Origin of the sequence: Mangrovimicrobium sediminis (assembly GCF_004745945.1) — a bacterium.
GTDB lineage: Bacteria > Pseudomonadota > Gammaproteobacteria > Pseudomonadales > Halieaceae > Mangrovimicrobium > Mangrovimicrobium sediminis.
Window position 1 is genome coordinate 17,888 of sequence record NZ_SRLE01000001.1, and the last position, 15,565, is coordinate 33,452.

The 15,565-nt window shown below is 63.9% G+C and carries 16 protein-coding genes and 1 tRNA gene; 3 read left to right on the top strand and 14 right to left on the bottom strand.

The window, feature by feature from the left end; genetic code table 11:
* Positions 1 to 82: 82 nt before the first annotated feature.
* Positions 83 to 158: transfer RNA gene (locus E4634_RS00100), tRNA-Ala, on the bottom strand.
* 249 nt (positions 159 to 407) lie between these two features.
* Between E4634_RS00100 and E4634_RS00105 the strand changes: the two genes are divergently transcribed.
* Positions 408 to 893, top strand: coding sequence for an FKBP-type peptidyl-prolyl cis-trans isomerase (locus tag E4634_RS00105; RefSeq protein ID WP_135440572.1), 486 nt, complete (start codon positions 408 to 410; stop codon positions 891 to 893).
* Between the two features lie 92 nt (positions 894 to 985).
* Here the strand turns inward: E4634_RS00105 and gltX are convergent, their stop codons facing one another.
* The 3 genes from gltX to E4634_RS00120 form a co-directional block, all read right to left on the bottom strand.
* The gene (gene gltX, locus E4634_RS00110; protein ID WP_135440573.1) at positions 986 to 2,470 is read right to left on the bottom strand and encodes a glutamate--tRNA ligase; all 1,485 of its coding nucleotides are present in this window, start codon (positions 2,468 to 2,470) and stop codon (positions 986 to 988) included.
* 95 nt (positions 2,471 to 2,565) lie between these two features.
* Positions 2,566 to 3,291: a tRNA pseudouridine(65) synthase TruC gene (locus tag E4634_RS00115; protein WP_346763327.1), complete on the bottom strand. Its 726-nt coding sequence runs from the start codon at positions 3,289 to 3,291 to the stop codon at positions 2,566 to 2,568.
* 5 nt (positions 3,292 to 3,296) lie between these two features.
* The gene (locus E4634_RS00120; RefSeq protein WP_167854689.1) at positions 3,297 to 4,286 is read right to left on the bottom strand and encodes a type II asparaginase; all 990 of its coding nucleotides are present in this window, start codon (positions 4,284 to 4,286) and stop codon (positions 3,297 to 3,299) included.
* 331 nt (positions 4,287 to 4,617) lie between these two features.
* On the opposite strand from E4634_RS00120, the gene E4634_RS00125 reads away from it, so the two are divergent.
* Positions 4,618 to 7,131: a glycogen/starch/alpha-glucan phosphorylase gene (locus E4634_RS00125; RefSeq protein WP_135440575.1), complete on the top strand. Its 2,514-nt coding sequence runs from the start codon at positions 4,618 to 4,620 to the stop codon at positions 7,129 to 7,131.
* Positions 7,132 to 7,157: 26 nt separating this feature from the next.
* On the opposite strand, the gene E4634_RS00130 is transcribed toward E4634_RS00125, so the two are convergent.
* The 5 genes from E4634_RS00130 to E4634_RS00150 all read right to left on the bottom strand — a co-directional run bounded on the left by E4634_RS00130 (position 7,158) and on the right by E4634_RS00150 (position 12,132).
* Entirely contained in the window at positions 7,158 to 7,439 is a 282-nt protein-coding gene (locus E4634_RS00130; protein ID WP_135440576.1) for a cytochrome C oxidase subunit IV family protein, read from the bottom strand.
* Between the two features lie 5 nt (positions 7,440 to 7,444).
* On the bottom strand, positions 7,445 to 8,044 hold the full coding sequence (locus E4634_RS00135) for a cytochrome c oxidase subunit 3 family protein (RefSeq protein WP_135440577.1): 600 nt from the start codon (positions 8,042 to 8,044) through the stop codon (positions 7,445 to 7,447).
* 12 nt (positions 8,045 to 8,056) lie between these two features.
* Positions 8,057 to 8,839: a hypothetical protein gene (locus E4634_RS00140; protein WP_135440578.1), complete on the bottom strand. Its 783-nt coding sequence runs from the start codon at positions 8,837 to 8,839 to the stop codon at positions 8,057 to 8,059.
* Positions 8,836 to 9,540: a hypothetical protein gene (locus E4634_RS00145; protein WP_135440579.1), complete on the bottom strand. Its 705-nt coding sequence runs from the start codon at positions 9,538 to 9,540 to the stop codon at positions 8,836 to 8,838. The genes E4634_RS00140 and E4634_RS00145 overlap by 4 nt, the downstream gene beginning before the upstream one ends.
* A gap of 174 nt (positions 9,541 to 9,714) precedes the next feature.
* On the bottom strand, positions 9,715 to 12,132 hold the full coding sequence (locus tag E4634_RS00150; protein WP_167854690.1) for a TonB-dependent receptor: 2,418 nt from the start codon (positions 12,130 to 12,132) through the stop codon (positions 9,715 to 9,717).
* Between the two features lie 412 nt (positions 12,133 to 12,544).
* Between E4634_RS00150 and E4634_RS00155 the strand changes: the two genes are divergently transcribed.
* Entirely contained in the window at positions 12,545 to 13,138 is a 594-nt protein-coding gene (locus tag E4634_RS00155; protein ID WP_135440581.1) for a TetR/AcrR family transcriptional regulator, read from the top strand.
* A gap of 34 nt (positions 13,139 to 13,172) precedes the next feature.
* On the opposite strand, the gene E4634_RS00160 is transcribed toward E4634_RS00155, so the two are convergent.
* Genes E4634_RS00160 through E4634_RS00180 form a run of 5 tightly spaced genes read right to left on the bottom strand, consistent with a single transcriptional unit; the run spans position 13,173 to position 15,482 of the window.
* On the bottom strand, positions 13,173 to 13,904 hold the full coding sequence (locus E4634_RS00160; RefSeq protein WP_135440582.1) for an SIMPL domain-containing protein: 732 nt from the start codon (positions 13,902 to 13,904) through the stop codon (positions 13,173 to 13,175).
* Positions 13,905 to 13,938: 34 nt separating this feature from the next.
* The gene (locus E4634_RS00165) at positions 13,939 to 14,259 is read right to left on the bottom strand and encodes a cupin domain-containing protein (RefSeq protein WP_240725031.1); all 321 of its coding nucleotides are present in this window, start codon (positions 14,257 to 14,259) and stop codon (positions 13,939 to 13,941) included.
* A gap of 42 nt (positions 14,260 to 14,301) precedes the next feature.
* Positions 14,302 to 14,685, bottom strand: a complete 384-nt coding sequence (locus tag E4634_RS00170; protein ID WP_135440584.1) for a GFA family protein — start codon at positions 14,683 to 14,685, stop codon at positions 14,302 to 14,304.
* Between the two features lie 45 nt (positions 14,686 to 14,730).
* Positions 14,731 to 15,165 (bottom strand): MAPEG family protein, encoded by a 435-nt coding sequence (locus E4634_RS00175; protein ID WP_135440585.1) that lies wholly within the window; start codon positions 15,163 to 15,165, stop codon positions 14,731 to 14,733.
* The gene (locus tag E4634_RS00180; protein ID WP_135440586.1) at positions 15,162 to 15,482 is read right to left on the bottom strand and encodes a putative signal transducing protein; all 321 of its coding nucleotides are present in this window, start codon (positions 15,480 to 15,482) and stop codon (positions 15,162 to 15,164) included. Before E4634_RS00180 ends, E4634_RS00175 begins: the two co-directional genes overlap by 4 nt.
* Between the last annotated feature and the right edge of the window lie 83 nt (positions 15,483 to 15,565).

Sequence of the window (15,565 nt, forward strand, 5' to 3'; positions counted from 1 at the left end):
TTATCACGGCCTATTTCAAGTCCTGTAGTGCTCCAAAACGAAAAAGGGCAACTAGCCTGTCGGTCAGTTGCCCTTAATAAATTGGTGGAGCTATGCGGGATCGAACCGCAGACCTCAACACTGCCAGTGTTGCGCTCTCCCAGCTGAGCTATAGCCCCAAATTTGTAGCTAACCTGTTGATCTCCCGGGAAAAAATCTTAAATGAGATCAAGCAAGAGCTGCGCATTTTAGTGAGCCGTCCGCGCCCTGTCAAGGCGTTTACTGGATGATTGGGACCCACCTCGCGTGTATCATACCGCGTCCCGCGCCGGGGCGCCTGCCCGCCCTTTAACCAGCGCCTAAAACAACACCCCGGCCGGTTCCAGAACCTGAGCCAAAACGAGAGCAAACCGAGAGAGAGTCCCGCAGTGAAAATCGGCCCCGAAACCGTCGTCCAGTTCCACTACACCCTGCGCAACGCCGAAGGCGAGGAGCTCGAAACCTCCCGCGGCGACGACCCCACCGCCTACCTGCACGGGGCGGACAACATCATCCCGGGCCTGGAGAAGGCCATGGTGGACCACGCCGCGGGGGATGTGTTTACCGTGGAAGTCGCGCCGGAAGACGCCTACGGCGAGGTCGACCCGTCGCGGCAGCAGCGCGTACCGGTCAAGCACCTGTTGTTCAAGGGCAAACTGAAGCCCGGAATGCAGGTGCTGCTGAACACGGAGCGCGGACGCGTGCCGGTGACGGTGGTCAAGGCCGGCCGCCACAGCGCGGATATCGACACCAACCACCCGCTGGCAGGGCAGACCCTGAGCTTCGATATCGAGATCACCGACGTGCGCGCGGCCTCCGCCGAGGAAGTGGCGCATGGCCATGCCCACGGCCCCGGCGGCCACCACCATCACTGAGCAGGCCCCCACAAAAAAGGCCCGCCAGGCACTGTGCCTGAACGGGCCTTGATTGCGTAGCCGCCTGCTTCCGCAGCGCGGCGCCCGCCGCCTTACAACGCGGCGTATTCCTTCTCCAGCCGCTTGGCCGCCTTCTTCGACACACCGCCCAGCACCTCGATAGCGTGGCGCAGTCGCGCGCGGCTCATGTCCGGGCCGAGAATCTCCATGGCGTCCACGACAGAGAACGAGGCACTGGAGCCGGCGATGGCGATGAACATCGGCGCCAGGTAGTCCTTCACTTTCACGTCCAGCGCGTCGGCCAAACCCTTGAGGTCGTTCCAGATAGTGTCGCGGGTCCAGTGGCGCTGTGCTTCGAGCTTCCACAGGGCGAACTGCAGGCCCTTGACCAGGTCCTCGCGCTCGCCCTTGATGCCCCCGAAATCCGTCTCGGTGATGGGCAACGTGCCGGAAACAAGGAACGCGGCCAGCGGCGCGAAATCGCTCAGCACTTCCATGCGCTTTTGCGCGTGGGGCAGCACCTGCAACAGGTTCTCGCGGTTAAAGGCCCACTGCTGCAGGCGGTCGGCGAGTTGCTCGGTGTCGAGGTCCTCGCGCATCCACATGCCGTTCAGCCAGCGTAGTTTCTCCACGTCGAAGATCGGCCCACCGAGGGAGACGCGGCTGATATCGAACTCCGCCAGCATCTGTTCCAGCGAGAACTTCTCGCGCTCGTCGGGCATGGACCAGCCCATACGGCCGAGGTAGTTGAGCAGCGCCTCGGGCAGGAAACCCATGCGCTGGTAGTACAGGATGCTGGTCGGGTTCTTGCGCTTGGAGAGCTTGGATTTATCCGGGTTGCGCAGCAGCGGCAGGTGGCACAGCTGCGGCATGTCCCAGCCAAAGTACTCGTAGAGCAGCTTGTGCTTGGGCGCGGAGTTGATCCACTCCTCGCCGCGGATCACGTGAGTGATACCCATCAGGTGGTCGTCCACCACGTTGGCCAGGTGGTAGGTGGGCATGCCGTCGGACTTCAGCAGCACCTGGGCGTCGACCATGCCCCAGTCCAGCTCGATGGTGCCGCGCAACATGTCGTCGACGGCGCAGGCGCCCTCCTCTTCCGGCACGATCATGCGGATCACGTAGGGCTCGCCGGCCGCCTCGCGTTTGGCCACTTCGTCGTCGGGCAGCTTGAGGTCCGAGTATTTCAGGGCGTTGCTGTTGCCGGATTCACGCTGGGCTTCGCGCAGTGCGTCCAGCTCCTCCGCGGTGCGGTAGCAGACGAAGGCCTTGCCCGCCTCCACCAGCTGGCGGGCGTACTCGCCGTACAGCTCCATCCGCTCGCTCTGCCGGTAGGGGCCATGCGGGCCGCCGACGTCCGGGCCCTCGTCCCAGGTGATGCCCAGCCAGCGCAGGGAATCGAGAATCGCCTGCTCGGACTCGGGCGTGCTGCGCTGCTGGTCGGTGTCCTCGATGCGCAGCAGGAACTGGCCGCCGCTGGCGCGCGCGAAACACAGGTTGAACAGGGCGATGTAGGCGGTGCCGACGTGGGGGTCGCCGGTGGGCGACGGGGCGACACGGGTGCGGACTGTCGTCATGGAAATTCCGGGTGTAGTCAGGAAACGCGGCGATTATACGGGGTGAAACGGGCAAATCCCACCGCGACCATGTCCTGGCGCGACCGGACCGGCCGTCAGGGAAGCAGCCAACCGAAGCCGTCCAGAAGGCGGGCAAAGCTGCCCACGGGTTCCGCTCGCAACTGCAACGGCTCACCACTCACCGGGTGCAGCAGGTCCATGCCGGTACAGGCCAGCAGCAGCCGCTCGCAGGCGTAGTGCTCGCGAAAGAAGCGGTTGTGCACGCCCTTGCCGTACTTGGCGTCGCCGATGATCGGGTGGCCGATGTGCTTCATGTGCCGGCGCAACTGGTGGCGGCGCCCCTCCCGGGGCAGCAATTCCACCAGCGAATAGCGCGCCTGCGGGTAGCGGTCCACCGCGTGGGGCAGTTCCACCGTGGCCAGGCAACGGTAGTCGGTATGCGCGGATTGTGCCGGGCGCGGCTGGCTGCGGTTGCGGTCGGCGATGGCGTCGGCCTTATCGGTCAGGGGATGGTCGATGCTGCCCGAATCGGGGCAGTAGCCGCGCACTACCGCCAGGTAGGTTTTGCCCATGCTGTGTTCGGCAAACTGGGTGGACAGTTCCCGGGCGATCTCCGGCGAGAGCGCGAACAGCAAAACGCCGGAAGTCGGTTTATCCAGGCGGTGCACCGGGTAGACGCGCTGTCCCACCTGGTCGCGCACCAGTTGCAGGGCAAAGCGCGTTTCGTGACGGTCGATGGGGCTGCGGTGCACCAGCAGGCCGCTGGGCTTGTGCACAGCGACCAGGTGCTCGTCTCGGTAGAGGACGGGCAGCGTTTCCACGGGGCTCAGTACTGGTCGAACAGGGCCTGTATCGACGCGGGGTCGCGCTTCTCCAGCAGGGCGAGCTTGAGCAGCACGCGGGCCTGCGGCGGCTTGAGTTCGCCCGCGGCCACCGTACCCAGGGTGTCGTCGTCGGTCTCCACGTTGCGACCGACAAAACCGCGGGTAACGCGGGTGGAGCGCACTACCGCGACGCCCGCCTTCACCGCGCGGGCCACCGCCGCCTGGGTCTCGCGATTCATGTTGCCGTTGCCGACGCCGGCCAGCACGATGCCGCGTGCGCCGGCGGCCACCAGGGCGTCCACCAGGTCCGGGGAGGCGCCGGCGTGCAGGTAGAGCACATCCACCCGGGGCAGCGCCTGCAGGCCATCGACGCTGAATTCGGAATCCGCGGTGTGGCGCTTGTAGGGGTAACGGAAGTAGCGGTTCTCGCCGTACAGGCTGGTGCCGATCAGGCCGCGTTCGGGGGAGATGAACGTCTGCACGTCGGTGGTGCTGGACTTGGTCATGCCGCGCGCGCCGTGGATGTCGTCGTTGATCACCACCAGCACGCCGCGCCCCGCGGCCTGCGGGTCCGCCGCAACCGCCACCGCGTTGTAGATGTTCAGCGGGCCATCGGCAGACAGCGCAGTGGCCGGGCGCATGGCGGCGGTGAGCACGACCGGCTTTTTGCTGTGCACGACCAGGCTGAGGAAATAGGCGGTTTCCTCGATGGTATCGGTGCCGTGGGTGATGACCACGCCGTCGACGCCCTCCTCGGCCAGCAGCGTGTTGACCCGCGCGGCGAGAGTCAGCCAGATGGCGTCGGACATATCCTGGCTGCCGACACTGGCCACCTGCTCGCCGCTGATCGCGGCCAGCTCCGCCAGCTGCGGCACGGCCTCGATCAGCGCGTCCACGGCCAGGGCCGCCGCGTTGTAGCTGGCCCGGGTGCCGGAGTCGCCGCGCCCGGCGATGGTGCCGCCGGTGGCCAGTATCACGATGTTCGCTTGCATGTTGTCTCCCGCTTGGGCGGCGCCGCCCGCGAGCGCCAGGACCAGGCAGACAATTCGGGTCAGGGCTTGCATGGCTCTCCCGGGTCGATGACCTTGAAAAACGGGCAGTATCGGGGAATTGCCAGCGCTGCTCAAGGGCTGAGCAACCCCGATGTACTCCCCGAAACGGGGCGGCGCACTGCGGGCGGGCGCTGAAACAGTGCAGCCTGCAACAGGCCGCTTCCACAAGGCCCCCGAATTCGACTATAAGTAAGGATATTCAGGGTTCTTGCACGCAACTTGCATTGCCCCGGTACCTTCCCGTGTCCCCACGCCTCGGATACCCGCCGCCATGGAACAGAACACCGCCCCCTACCGCGAACACAACCGCACATCGTTGACCAAGGAAAAACTCAAGCAGGGCTTCCTGGACAACCTCTACTTCATCCAGGGTAAATTCCCGACCCTGGCCAGCCGCAACGACTACTACCTGGCGCTGGCCTACACCATCCGCGACCGCATGCTGCACCGCTGGATCAGCACCGCCACCAACTACTACGAAAGCGGCGCGCGCACGGTGTGCTACCTCTCCGCGGAATTCCTCATGGGGCCGCACCTGGGCAACAACCTGGTCAACATGGGTATCTTCGGCATGGTCAAGGAGGTGGTGGAGGAACTCGGACTCAACTTCGAGGAACTGCTCGCCCAGGAAGAGGAGCCCGGCCTCGGCAACGGCGGCCTGGGGCGTCTCGCCGCCTGCTTTATCGACTCCCTCGCCACCCTGGAAATTCCGGCACTGGGCTACGGCATCCGCTACGAGTTCGGCATTTTCGAACAGACCATCGTCGACGGCTGGCAGATGGAAAAGACCGACAAGTGGCTGCGCAACGGCAACCCCTGGGAAGTGCCGCGACCGGAGTGGGCGCAGGAAGTCCGCCTGGGCGGCCACACCGAGCAGTACACCGATGAGAACGGCCGCCTGCGTGTGCGCTGGGTACCGGCAAAAATCGTCCTCGGCATTCCCTACGACACCCCTATCCTCGGCTACCGCACCAACACCGCGAACACGCTGCGGCTGTGGAAATCCGAGGCACCGGAATCCTTCGATTTCGAGGTCTTCAACCGCGGCGACTACTACGGTGCGGTGGACCAGAAGGTCACCTCCGAGAACATCAGCAAGGTGCTCTACCCCAACGACGAGCAGCTCTCCGGCAAGCAGCTGCGCCTGGAGCAGCAGTATTTCTTCGTGTCCTGCTCGCTGCGCGACATGCTGCGGGTGCTGGCGATACAGAACATTCCGCTCAGCCGATTTCATGAAAAGTTCGCGGTACAGCTCAACGACACCCACCCGGCCATCGCCGTGGCGGAACTCATGCGCCTGCTACTGGACGAGTACCTGGTGGACTGGGACGACGCCTGGGAGATCACCCAGCGCACCTTCGCCTACACCAACCACACGCTGCTGCCCGAGGCGCTGGAACAGTGGCCGCTGCCGCTGTTCGCCAGCGTCCTGCCGCGGCACCTGGAAATCATCTTCGAGATCAACAGCCGCTTCCTCGACGAGGTGCGCATCAAGTTCCTCGGCGACGAGGCACGCCTGGCCCGGCTGTCGCTGATCAACGAGGGCGGCGAGCGCTACGTGCGCATGGCCCACCTCGCCTGTGTCGGCAGCCACGCCATCAACGGCGTGGCGGAACTGCACTCGGAGCTGCTCAAGCAGGACGTGCTCAAGGACTTCTACGAGCTGTGGCCGGAGAAATTCCGCAACAAGACCAATGGCGTCACACCGCGGCGCTGGATGATCCTTTCCAACCCCAGCCTGGCGAGTCTGGTCAGCGACCGCATCGGCAACGGCTGGGTGCGCGACCTGGAGCAACTGCGGCAACTGGAACCCATGGCCGACGACGCCGACTTCCGCAAGGAATGGTGGGACGTGAAGCGCGCCAACAAGGTGGCGTTTGCCCAGTACATCTTCAAGCGCACAGGCATCCTTGTGGACCCGGAGTCGATGTTCGACTTCCAGGTCAAGCGCATCCACGAGTACAAGCGCCAGCACCTGAACGTGCTGCACATCATCTCCCTGTACCGGCGCCTGAAGGAGAACCCCAACCTCGAGGTACCGCCGCGCACCTTCCTGTTCGGCGGCAAGGCGGCACCCGGCTATCACACCGCCAAGCGCATGATCAAACTGATCACTTCCGTCGGCGAGGTGATCAACCGCGACCCGGACATCCGCGACCGCATCAAGGTGGTTTTCGTACCCAACTTCAACGTGACCACCGGGCAGAAAATCTACCCGGCGGCGGACCTCTCCGAGCAGATCTCCACCGCCGGCAAGGAGGCCTCGGGTACCGGCAACATGAAGTTCTCGATGAACGGCGCGCTGACCATCGGCACCCTGGACGGCGCCAACGTCGAGATTCGCGAGGAGGTCGGCGCGGAAAACTTCTTCCTGTTCGGCCTCACCGCGGACGAGGTCTATGCCTTGCGCGCCTCGGGCTACCACCCCTACGACTACTACAACACCAACCCGCACCTGAAGGACGTGATCGACCTGCTGCGCGGCGGCTCGTTCTCACGCGGCGACGCGGACCTGTTCCGCGGACTCACCGACGGCCTGCTGCACCACGACCCCTACCTGCTGTTTGCCGACTTCCAGTCCTACGTGGACTGCCAGGAGGAAGTCTCGCGCGCCTACCTGGACCGCGATCACTGGACGCGCATGTCGATCCTCAATGCGGTGCGCAGCGGCAAGTTCTCCTCGGACCGCTCCATCCGCCAGTACTGCGAGGACATCTGGAAGGCCGAGCCGGTGCCGATCACCCTGCTCGGCCAGAACGAGGAGCCCACCGGTTTCATCCAGTAGGCTGCAGCGGACCACGGGCAGGCTGGCTAGCCGGCGCCCAGGAAATACGCTGTGAGCAACGACGCCAGCAGGGCTGCCGCCCAGCCATAGGTAGTGCGCTTGAGCCAGACCGGCGCCAGGCGCACCTCCATGAAATAGGCGATCACCAGCAGTGCCTTGAACATCGACATGCCCAGCACGCCGACGGTAATCGCCGTACTCAGGTGATACTCGGCGCCGTGTCCACGGCCCAGCGTCCAGGACACTAGGGTGATCGCCATGAGCAGGGCCCAGGCGTAGGTCAGGGGGTTGCGAAGATACTCGTGCATGGGCGCTATCTCATCAGGTAGAACAGGGCGAACAGGACCAGCCACAGCAGGTCCACCATGTGCCAGTAGATGGCTCCCGCCTCGAGAAACTTCACATCCGGCAACGGATTGCGGCGCAGGTGGCGGATCATGAAACCGATGATCACCAGGCCGAGCAACACGTGGCACAGGTGCAAGCCTGTCATCACGTAATAGAACATGAAGAACAGGTTTTCACCGGCGGTATGGCCGGCGGCGAGCTTGGGCCCCCACTCCAGCAGCTTGAGGAAGGGGAACAGGCCGCCGATGGCGACCGTCGCACCGAACAGGCGCAGCGCGTGGGCCGTCTTGCCGTCGCGCGCCGCCTCCGTCCCCAGGGCCAGGCACCAGGAACTGGTCAGCAGGACCAGGGTGTTGATCACGCCGATGGACTGGTTGAGCTGCTGCTGGCTGTGCAGGAACAGCGCGCTGTCCTGCCCGCGATAGACCATGTAGGCAATGAAATACAGTCCGAAGATCAGCAGGTCGCCGAGGATAAAAAACCACATACCCGCCTCGCCGGGCAGGTACCGGGCGCGCGGGTTACCGGCCCGGCCCGGTGCGAGAGCGCTACTGGATGACATCATCGTCCCCCCTCCTCAGGCATAGGCCGCGCCGGCAACAGGCCGGGCGTTGCGCAGCTGGCTTTCGGGCTGCCGCTTGATCGCCCGATAAATGCATACGTAAATCGTGATCTGCCATGGCACGTACAGCACCATGTTGAAGTAGAACGCCAGCAACCCGTTCCAGGCGAAGGGGCCGGAGTGGCTCACCCACACGGTCATCGCGAAAATCTCGGTGACCGACTGCCAGATCGTGTAATACCCCAGCCAGCGCGGCAGGGTGTTGTTTTCGTCGAGCAGGATCGACAGGCCGAGACAGGACCAGTTGAGGAAGAAGCAGCCCAGGCAACCGATGAACGACAGGTAGCCGAAATCGTAGAGCATCTGCAGGATCGCCGGGTCGTAGCCCGGCCGGAAAGCGCCCAGACCGAAACAGAACATCGGGAACAGGCAGCCCACGGTGGCGCCGGTAACCGCGCCAATGATAAACGCGTAGCGCAAGACCGGGCTGACCGTCATGCGCTGCATCTGGCTGAGGTAGACGCCGTTGCCCACGGCGGAGAGACCGTAGCAGAGTATCAGGATGCTCGAGGCCAGCAGCAGGTTGGGCGACTGCATGAAGGCGACAACGCCCTCCTCGGTGTTCATCGGTGCACGCGGCGGCATCATCCAGCTCAGCGGCACGAACACCAACCCGAACAGGTTGTAGAACACCGGCACGCTCCAGAAACACAACCACTGGTCGAGTTTCCTGGATTTGTACCAGGGCGCACCCGCCGCGGCCTGCGGTGCGGACTGCAGGGCAATGGCTTCACTCATAGTGTCACCCCCTCGTCGGCGACCTGCTGACGGACGACACCCAACATGACCCAGAACATCACCGCGACATACACCGTGAAGGCCGCCAGGCGCAGCGAGTTCGACAGGAACCCGTCCCAGGCCAGCGGGCCGGTCTTGTGCATGATAGAAAACGCAGCGGGCACGAACAGCAGCGCGGTGAGCACGTTAAAGTGCGCGACCCAGCGGGGAAACACCGGCTGCGGGCGTTCGTCGAGGTAGATAGCCCCGGCCAGGCAGAGGTTCTGTACCACCAGCACACCCGCCGGGGTGATAAAGAAAAACCACGCCATATCGTTGAGCAGGCTGATCAACTGCGGGTCGCGGTCCGGCCGGTACAGCGCGATGCCCCAGGCGAAATCCGCGAGAATGAATGCGGTGATGCCAATGCCGACGCAGATCAGGTAGGAGTATGCGAACACCTGGCTGGAGTTAATCACCCGCAGCATCTGCACCACAATCACCGCGAACAGCGGCACCAGCAGGCAACCGATCAGGTTGCCGAACACCACCACGCCGCGCATGGTCGCCAGGTTCTCCTGGAAAAACGCCGCCACCTGCTCCGGCGTCATCTGCGGCGACAGCGGCGGCGAGAAGGCGGGGAACATTAAATAACAGATCAGGAACAACACCCCCGCCACCGGAGTGCTCCACAACATGATCATCTGGCCTTTGCTCTGCATGACGCTGCTACCTCCTGAAATTGATGTTACCGACGGCGTTATTGTTTTAAGTCGGCCCCGGGCGACGCCACCCGTCCCGGGGTCCATGGTCGCTCCCGCTGCACCGGGCCCGGGAACGTGTTTGCCTGTGACGGTCGCCGCGGCTACGGGACCGGCCCCGCGGCCGCGCAGACCCTAGAAGTTATAGCGCAAGACCATCCCGTACACGCGCGGTGTACCGTAGGTCACATCGACGAAGCCCAGTTGTTCCGGCACGCTCTTGCCGCCGACCACGTAAGCCTCGTCGGCGACGTTGTTGATGTAAGCGCCGACGTCGAGCCCGCTACCGAGCAGGTCCGACCAGTCCAGGCGCAGGTTCCACAGCGCGTAGTCGTCGATCACCGCGGTGGCCTGCACCTCGGCGAGGTCCTCGGCGGACCAGCCGAACTCCGGCCAGCGCTCGGCCTCGTCATTGGGGATCATCTCATCCTGCCAGTAGAAAGACGCAACGAAGGAGAGCGTGCCCAGCGCCGGGTCCAGCGGCGCGATAAGGCGCAGCTCGCCAGTGACCTGCTGTTCAGGAATATAGACGAAGGGCGCGCCGGAGTTGTCGGTGTACTCGATGATGGCGTCGCCGTTGTCGTCGGTGCCTACCGCCGTTTCCAGAATCCATTCATCGTAGCTGGGGTCTACCCAGGCGTAGGCCAGCGACAACTGCAGCAGTTCGCCGGGCGCCCAGGTGAACTCGAGTTCGGCGCCCTGGATCTCGGCCTTCGCGGCGTTGACCACTGCTGTGCCAAAGGCGCCATCGGCGGTAAAGTCCTGGGTTTTCTGGATGTCCTGGTACTCCTGCAGGTAGGCCGCGATATTCGTGCGCAGGCTGCCCAGCGCGCCCAGTTGCCAGTCGCCCTTGAAGCCGAGTTCGTAGGTGGTGACGGTTTCCGGGTCGTAGGGGCGCAGGCTGAAGTTGTTGGCGCCGCGGCCGTTGAAGCCCCCTGCGCGGTAGCCGGTGGAGATACTGCCGTAGACCAGATGATCCAGGCTGGGCGTGTAGCTGACCGAGAGCCGCCAGGTCGGGTCGGAGTAGTCCTCGTCGACGGTGCGCGAACAGGCATCGTTGGGCAGCACCTGGTTGTCCTCGCCCTGCACGTCGCAGATCAGCTCGCGCGTGACTTCCGGGTCGTAGCGGAACGCCCGGGTGGTCAACTCGCGGTAGTCCCAACTCTGGCGCGCGCCGGCCGTCACCGACCACTGATCGTTGAACTGGAAAGTGCCCTCCCCGAACACCGCCCAGGCCTCGTTGACCACGTCGATGTTGGGGTTGAGGAACAGGAAGCCATCGTGGGCGATATTGTACAGGGGCTGCACCGCGGCGATGGGCGCATCGCCCTCGGGCCACTGGCTGTTGGCGCCGACCAGCATGGACGGCTGGTAGTCGGAACCTTCCATGCGCATCCAGTAGGCGCCGACCATCCACTCCAGGCGGTCATCAAAGGCGCTGGAGAGCAGTTGCAACTCGTTGCTGTACTGCTCGCTCTCCACCTGTTGCAGGGGCGGGTCCGGGGTGTAGGTCTGGGTGGTGGAAGTCACCGCGCCGAACAGCGGCAGCGCGACGCCGTCCGCATCCTGGCTGTAGGCCATGTCCAGTTCGCGATAGCCGAAGATGTTCTTGAGGGTGAAGTTTTCGCTGAACTCCCACTCCGTGGTGTTGGCGAAAAACCAGTTCTTGATACGTTCCTGCGGGTTGATGTCGGTTTCCACGTCCTGCCAGTCGCGCTGCTGCTGGCGCGCGACCGCCGCATCCACCGCGGCCTCGGTGGGTATCCCTGGCATGGGCAGCAGTTCGGAAAGCCCGCCGTTGTGCAGCAGGTTGATAGTGAACGGGATGAAGTTTGCCTGCGGGTCCGTCGTCGAGCTGATCCAGGCCTGCAACACGTTGATGCGCGCCGCAGCGTTGTTTTCGTCGTAGCTCATGGTGGTCAGGTTGGTCAGCGCACCAGTGGGGCTGTATTCCACGGTCAGGCGCACGGCCCGGGAGTCTTCGTCGCCCAGGCAATCGTCACAGGCCAGCGGGTTGTCCGCGACATTGCTCTGGTAACCATCGCGGTCGATGCTGCGCCCGGCCAGGCGCAGGGCCAGGCTGTCGCCCACCGGGATATCCACGGCCCCCTCCACGTGCAGCAGGTCGTAGTTGCCCATGCGCGCCTGCAGGTAGCCGCCGAACTCCGCGCCCGGCGTGCGCGGCGTGAACAGCAGTGCGCCCCCGGTGCTGTTGCGGCCGAACAGCGTACCCTGGGGTCCTTTCAGCACCTGCACGTTGGCCAGGTCGTACAGGGCGAGGTTGGTACCGAAGGTCGGCGTCAGTACCACCTCAGCGAAGTACATGGGCACCGCCGGGTCCAGCGTCAGCAACACCTCCGAGGGCCGCTGCCCGCGCAGGGTGACGATGGGGGCGTTGGAACTGATGCCGTTGTCGGAAATACGCATGGCCGGCACGTGGGTGCCGAGGTCCTGCAATTCAGTGATGTTCTGTTCACGCAGGAACTCGGCGCTGAGTGCGGTCACCGCAATCGGGATGTCCTGCAGCGCCTCCTCCCGGCGGCGTGCCGTCACCACCACTTCCTCGAGCATATTCGGGGCCGGCTGCGCCACAGCGACTGACGGAAAAACACCGGCAGCGGCCGCGCAGAGCAGCGCCACACCCGGCTGCCGCGAGGCACGCAGGGCTGCGCCGGACATAAATACCAAATCTGAATCAGTGTGTTTTTTATGCGGACAATCTCTCACCACTTCCGTCACCTCCCAGTGCTTTTATGATTATTGGCGGTAAGTCACGTGACCGTCCCCAGGCGGTGGGCACATGGGTGCGCACCATCTATGAGACATTCCGTATCACAAAAGATATGAGACAACTTATCTCACAGCTTGTCAAGCAAAGCCGCTGGAGTTACTTTGGCGATACAATGGGGAAGGTGATGAACAGGCGGATGAGCTGTCCTTTTATCCAGGGGCAACAAGACAGACGATGATACCGAGCAGCAACTCCAGGCACCGGGACAACAACGACCCACCGACGGATGCGCGTGCCCTGCGCTCACGCGAAGCGCTGCGCGCCGCCCTGCTCCGCCTGCTGGAAACACAGAGCCTCGAGGAAATTTCCATACGCCACATCGCCGCCGAGGCCGGGGTCGGCCACGCGACGTTCTATCGCCACTACAGCGGCAAGGAAGACCTGCTTGATGATGTCGCCACCGCGGAAATCGAGCGGTTGGTCTCGCTTTCCCTACCCGCCCTGGTCACCACTGATTCCGCGGCTGCCAGCCTGGTGTTCTGCGAGTATATCCAGGACCACTGGCGAGTATGGTCCACCCTGCTCACCGGCGGTGCCTCCGCCGCCATGCGCGAGGAACTCATGCGTATTACCGGCGATATCGCCGAACAGTGGCCGCACATCGACCACTGGATGCCGCAGGACCTGCGCCGGGCCCTGAGCATCGGCATGATTATCGAGATCCTGGTGTGGTGGTTGCGCCAGCCGTCACCGCAGCCGGCGCAGGAAGTCGCACTGATCTTCGACCGGGTCATCGTGCAACCCCTGGTCAACGACGGCGGGGCCTGACCGGTGTTTGCGCTGGCCGAACGGGGCCTGCGGGTCAGTCGGAGAGATAGTATTCCACGGTGGAGACCACGCGAACCTTCTTGATGTGCGGGTTGTTGCGGTCGCGGTCGCTGATGCTGAACTGCCCCTGGGAGGCCTGCCTGATCTTGCCCAGCACGCTGTCCGAATCGGCGGCGAATTTCTCCGCGACGGCGCGCGCGTTGGTGGTCGCCTCCTCGATCATCGCGGGTTTGACTTCGTTGAGCCGCGTAAACAGGTACTCGGTCTGGCCCTGGTAGTTCCCGCCGGTAAAGGCAATACCCTGTTTCCCCAGCGCGGATAGCGAGCCCATCACCTGGCGCACCGCGGCGATCTGCGACGAATACACGGTCACCGTCTGGGTGGCGACATAGCGAAATTCCGCGGCGGCATTGTTGCCATACTGCTGCGCGGATTTATCGGTGATTGCCGGCGCGGCCAGGGTGATCTCGTCCGGGTCGATGCCGCGCTCTACGAGGAAATCGCGGATACGCGAGGCGCTGTCCTCGATCACACTGTACAGCTCGCCGAGGTCGTTGCTGGCGGCGGTGAACTGGATCGGCCAGATCACGATGTCCGCGTCGTACTCGCGCTCGGACAGGCCCTTGACCGTGACGCTGCGCTCAAACTGCTTGACGTCGATGGCGGCGTCGCCGAGTTGCGTACCCAGCAGGTAACCCAGGCCAACCAGGCCGATGCAGATCAGTGCGCCGAGGATGAGCGCGCTGCCCTTGCCGTTTTGAGTCATGTTCACCTCCCGTCACACATTGCGCTGTATGCCGTCATGGGTAGAACACCGCCAGCCAGACAGTCAGTTCGTCCGGGCTGGTCCAACTCACCCGGTGGCGGCGGTGTGCGGGTATAGTAAGGTATTGCCCCGGGCGGAGATACACTTCCTCGCCGTCGTCGAACTGCAGGCGACCAGCGCCGCGCAATACCAGCACCCACTCGTTCTCGGCCTGGTCGTACCAGCCCTGTTCGGGCGAGGTGTGGCCCTGCGAGACGATGCGTTCGATACGCAGGCCCGAAGCCCGCAGCAGGTCCTCGAAGGCCTCTTCCGACAACGACTCGGGCAGGTCGGCAAACAGGTCGCCCGGATTCAAACGCGTGCTACTCCGCCAACGCATACACTTCGCTGCGCGTATTCAGTCATCGCGACTCTTGTGTGCCAGCGTATGCGCATTGCGCTCCCAGTTGCGGCCGTCGAAGTCCTCGATATGCAACGCTTCCGGCTGCGAATCAAGGCAGTTCACGTTGACGTCGATACCGTCCGGGTTGGAGCGCGGCGTGTAAAAAGGCTTGATACCGCAGACCCGGCAAAAGGTATGTTTGGCCACGCCCGTATTGAACGTGTAGGTGGTCAGGGCATCGGCCCCGCGCAGCAGGCGAAAGCGGGTGAGCGGCACAATGAGGTGCAGGTAGCCGGCCTTGGCGCAGACCGAGCAGTTGCAGCGCACGGCTTCGATGACTTCCGGCGCCTCGACCTCGAAGGCAACGGCGCCGCAATGGCAGCTTCCCTGGTAGTGCATATCACCCTCCCCGGCGAATGGCTGCGATCATGGCGATCACCCGTATCAAGCCGACGTAGCAAATACCGCGTACAGCGCATCGATAGTCAGCCACAGCAGTGCCACGTTGGACAGCATGAACAGCGCGAAGCGCAGTTCGATACGATTGACCAGCGCCTGCAGCAGGCTGTGCGCGATACGCAGTACGACGTAGGCCCAGGCGGCCATCAGCGTAGTGCCCTCGCCTGCGCCGAGCAGCGCCAGCGACAGTGCCAGCGCGTAGAACACCGTCGGCTGTTCCATCAGGTGGTTGTAGTTGTCCGCCTTCCAGCGCACCCGCGGCGGCAGCGTCGCCATCTGCTCGCCGCGCGGCGCGTTCGGGTCGAGGTGCATGCGCATCGCGGAGATGGCCGGTATACGTGTGGCGTACATCCATACCCACATCACCATGGACCAGGCGACCAAGGTGACCACTGGCGCCAGGATTGCCTGTTGTGTCATTCGCCTCGCTCCTTCCCGCAGTGCCAGCAGAATTCGAAGTTGCCCGGATTGTCTTCCATGCAGTGGACGCAGCGCCACTGCTCGAGGGCCGGTGAGTCCTGCTGGCGTCGGTAGGCGTCCAGCAACTCGAGCGCGCGCGGGTACTGCACATCTTCGCGCACCCACAACTCGGCCCAGACACTGAGTCCGCCGTGCGGAACCACCGCACTCGAACCCTGGTATTCGTTGAGCATGCTGACGCGAACCCCCGCACTTTCCAGGTAGTCCGCCACCAGTTGCAGGTTCACCAGGCTGGGAGATTCGAGCAGTTTTCGCATCGGGCGCTGCGGCCGGTATTTGCAGATGCACTATCTGACCACGCGAAAGGCGACGGGCACAAGCCTGCCGAAGGACCGGCAGA

Bases quoted from the DNA above. Each gene is read 5' to 3' on its own strand.
- E4634_RS00125 (WP_135440575.1), top strand. From the start codon at position 4,618: ATGGAACAGAACACCGCCCCCTACCGCGAACACAACCGCACATCGTTG.
- E4634_RS00135 (WP_135440577.1), bottom strand. From the start codon at position 8,044: ATGATGTCATCCAGTAGCGCTCTCGCACCGGGCCGGGCCGGTAACCCG.
- E4634_RS00145 (WP_135440579.1), bottom strand. From the start codon at position 9,540: ATGCAGAGCAAAGGCCAGATGATCATGTTGTGGAGCACTCCGGTGGCG.
- E4634_RS00130 (WP_135440576.1), bottom strand. From the start codon at position 7,439: ATGCACGAGTATCTTCGCAACCCCCTGACCTACGCCTGGGCCCTGCTC.
- E4634_RS00160 (WP_135440582.1), bottom strand. From the start codon at position 13,904: ATGACTCAAAACGGCAAGGGCAGCGCGCTCATCCTCGGCGCACTGATC.
- E4634_RS00155 (WP_135440581.1), top strand. From the start codon at position 12,545: ATGATACCGAGCAGCAACTCCAGGCACCGGGACAACAACGACCCACCG.
- E4634_RS00140 (WP_135440578.1), bottom strand. From the start codon at position 8,839: ATGAGTGAAGCCATTGCCCTGCAGTCCGCACCGCAGGCCGCGGCGGGT.
- E4634_RS00120 (WP_167854689.1), bottom strand. From the start codon at position 4,286: ATGCAAGCGAACATCGTGATACTGGCCACCGGCGGCACCATCGCCGGG.
- E4634_RS00175 (WP_135440585.1), bottom strand. From the start codon at position 15,165: ATGACACAACAGGCAATCCTGGCGCCAGTGGTCACCTTGGTCGCCTGG.
- E4634_RS00170 (WP_135440584.1), bottom strand. From the start codon at position 14,685: ATGCACTACCAGGGAAGCTGCCATTGCGGCGCCGTTGCCTTCGAGGTC.
- gltX (WP_135440573.1), bottom strand. From the start codon at position 2,470: ATGACGACAGTCCGCACCCGTGTCGCCCCGTCGCCCACCGGCGACCCC.
- E4634_RS00180 (WP_135440586.1), bottom strand. From the start codon at position 15,482: ATGCGAAAACTGCTCGAATCTCCCAGCCTGGTGAACCTGCAACTGGTG.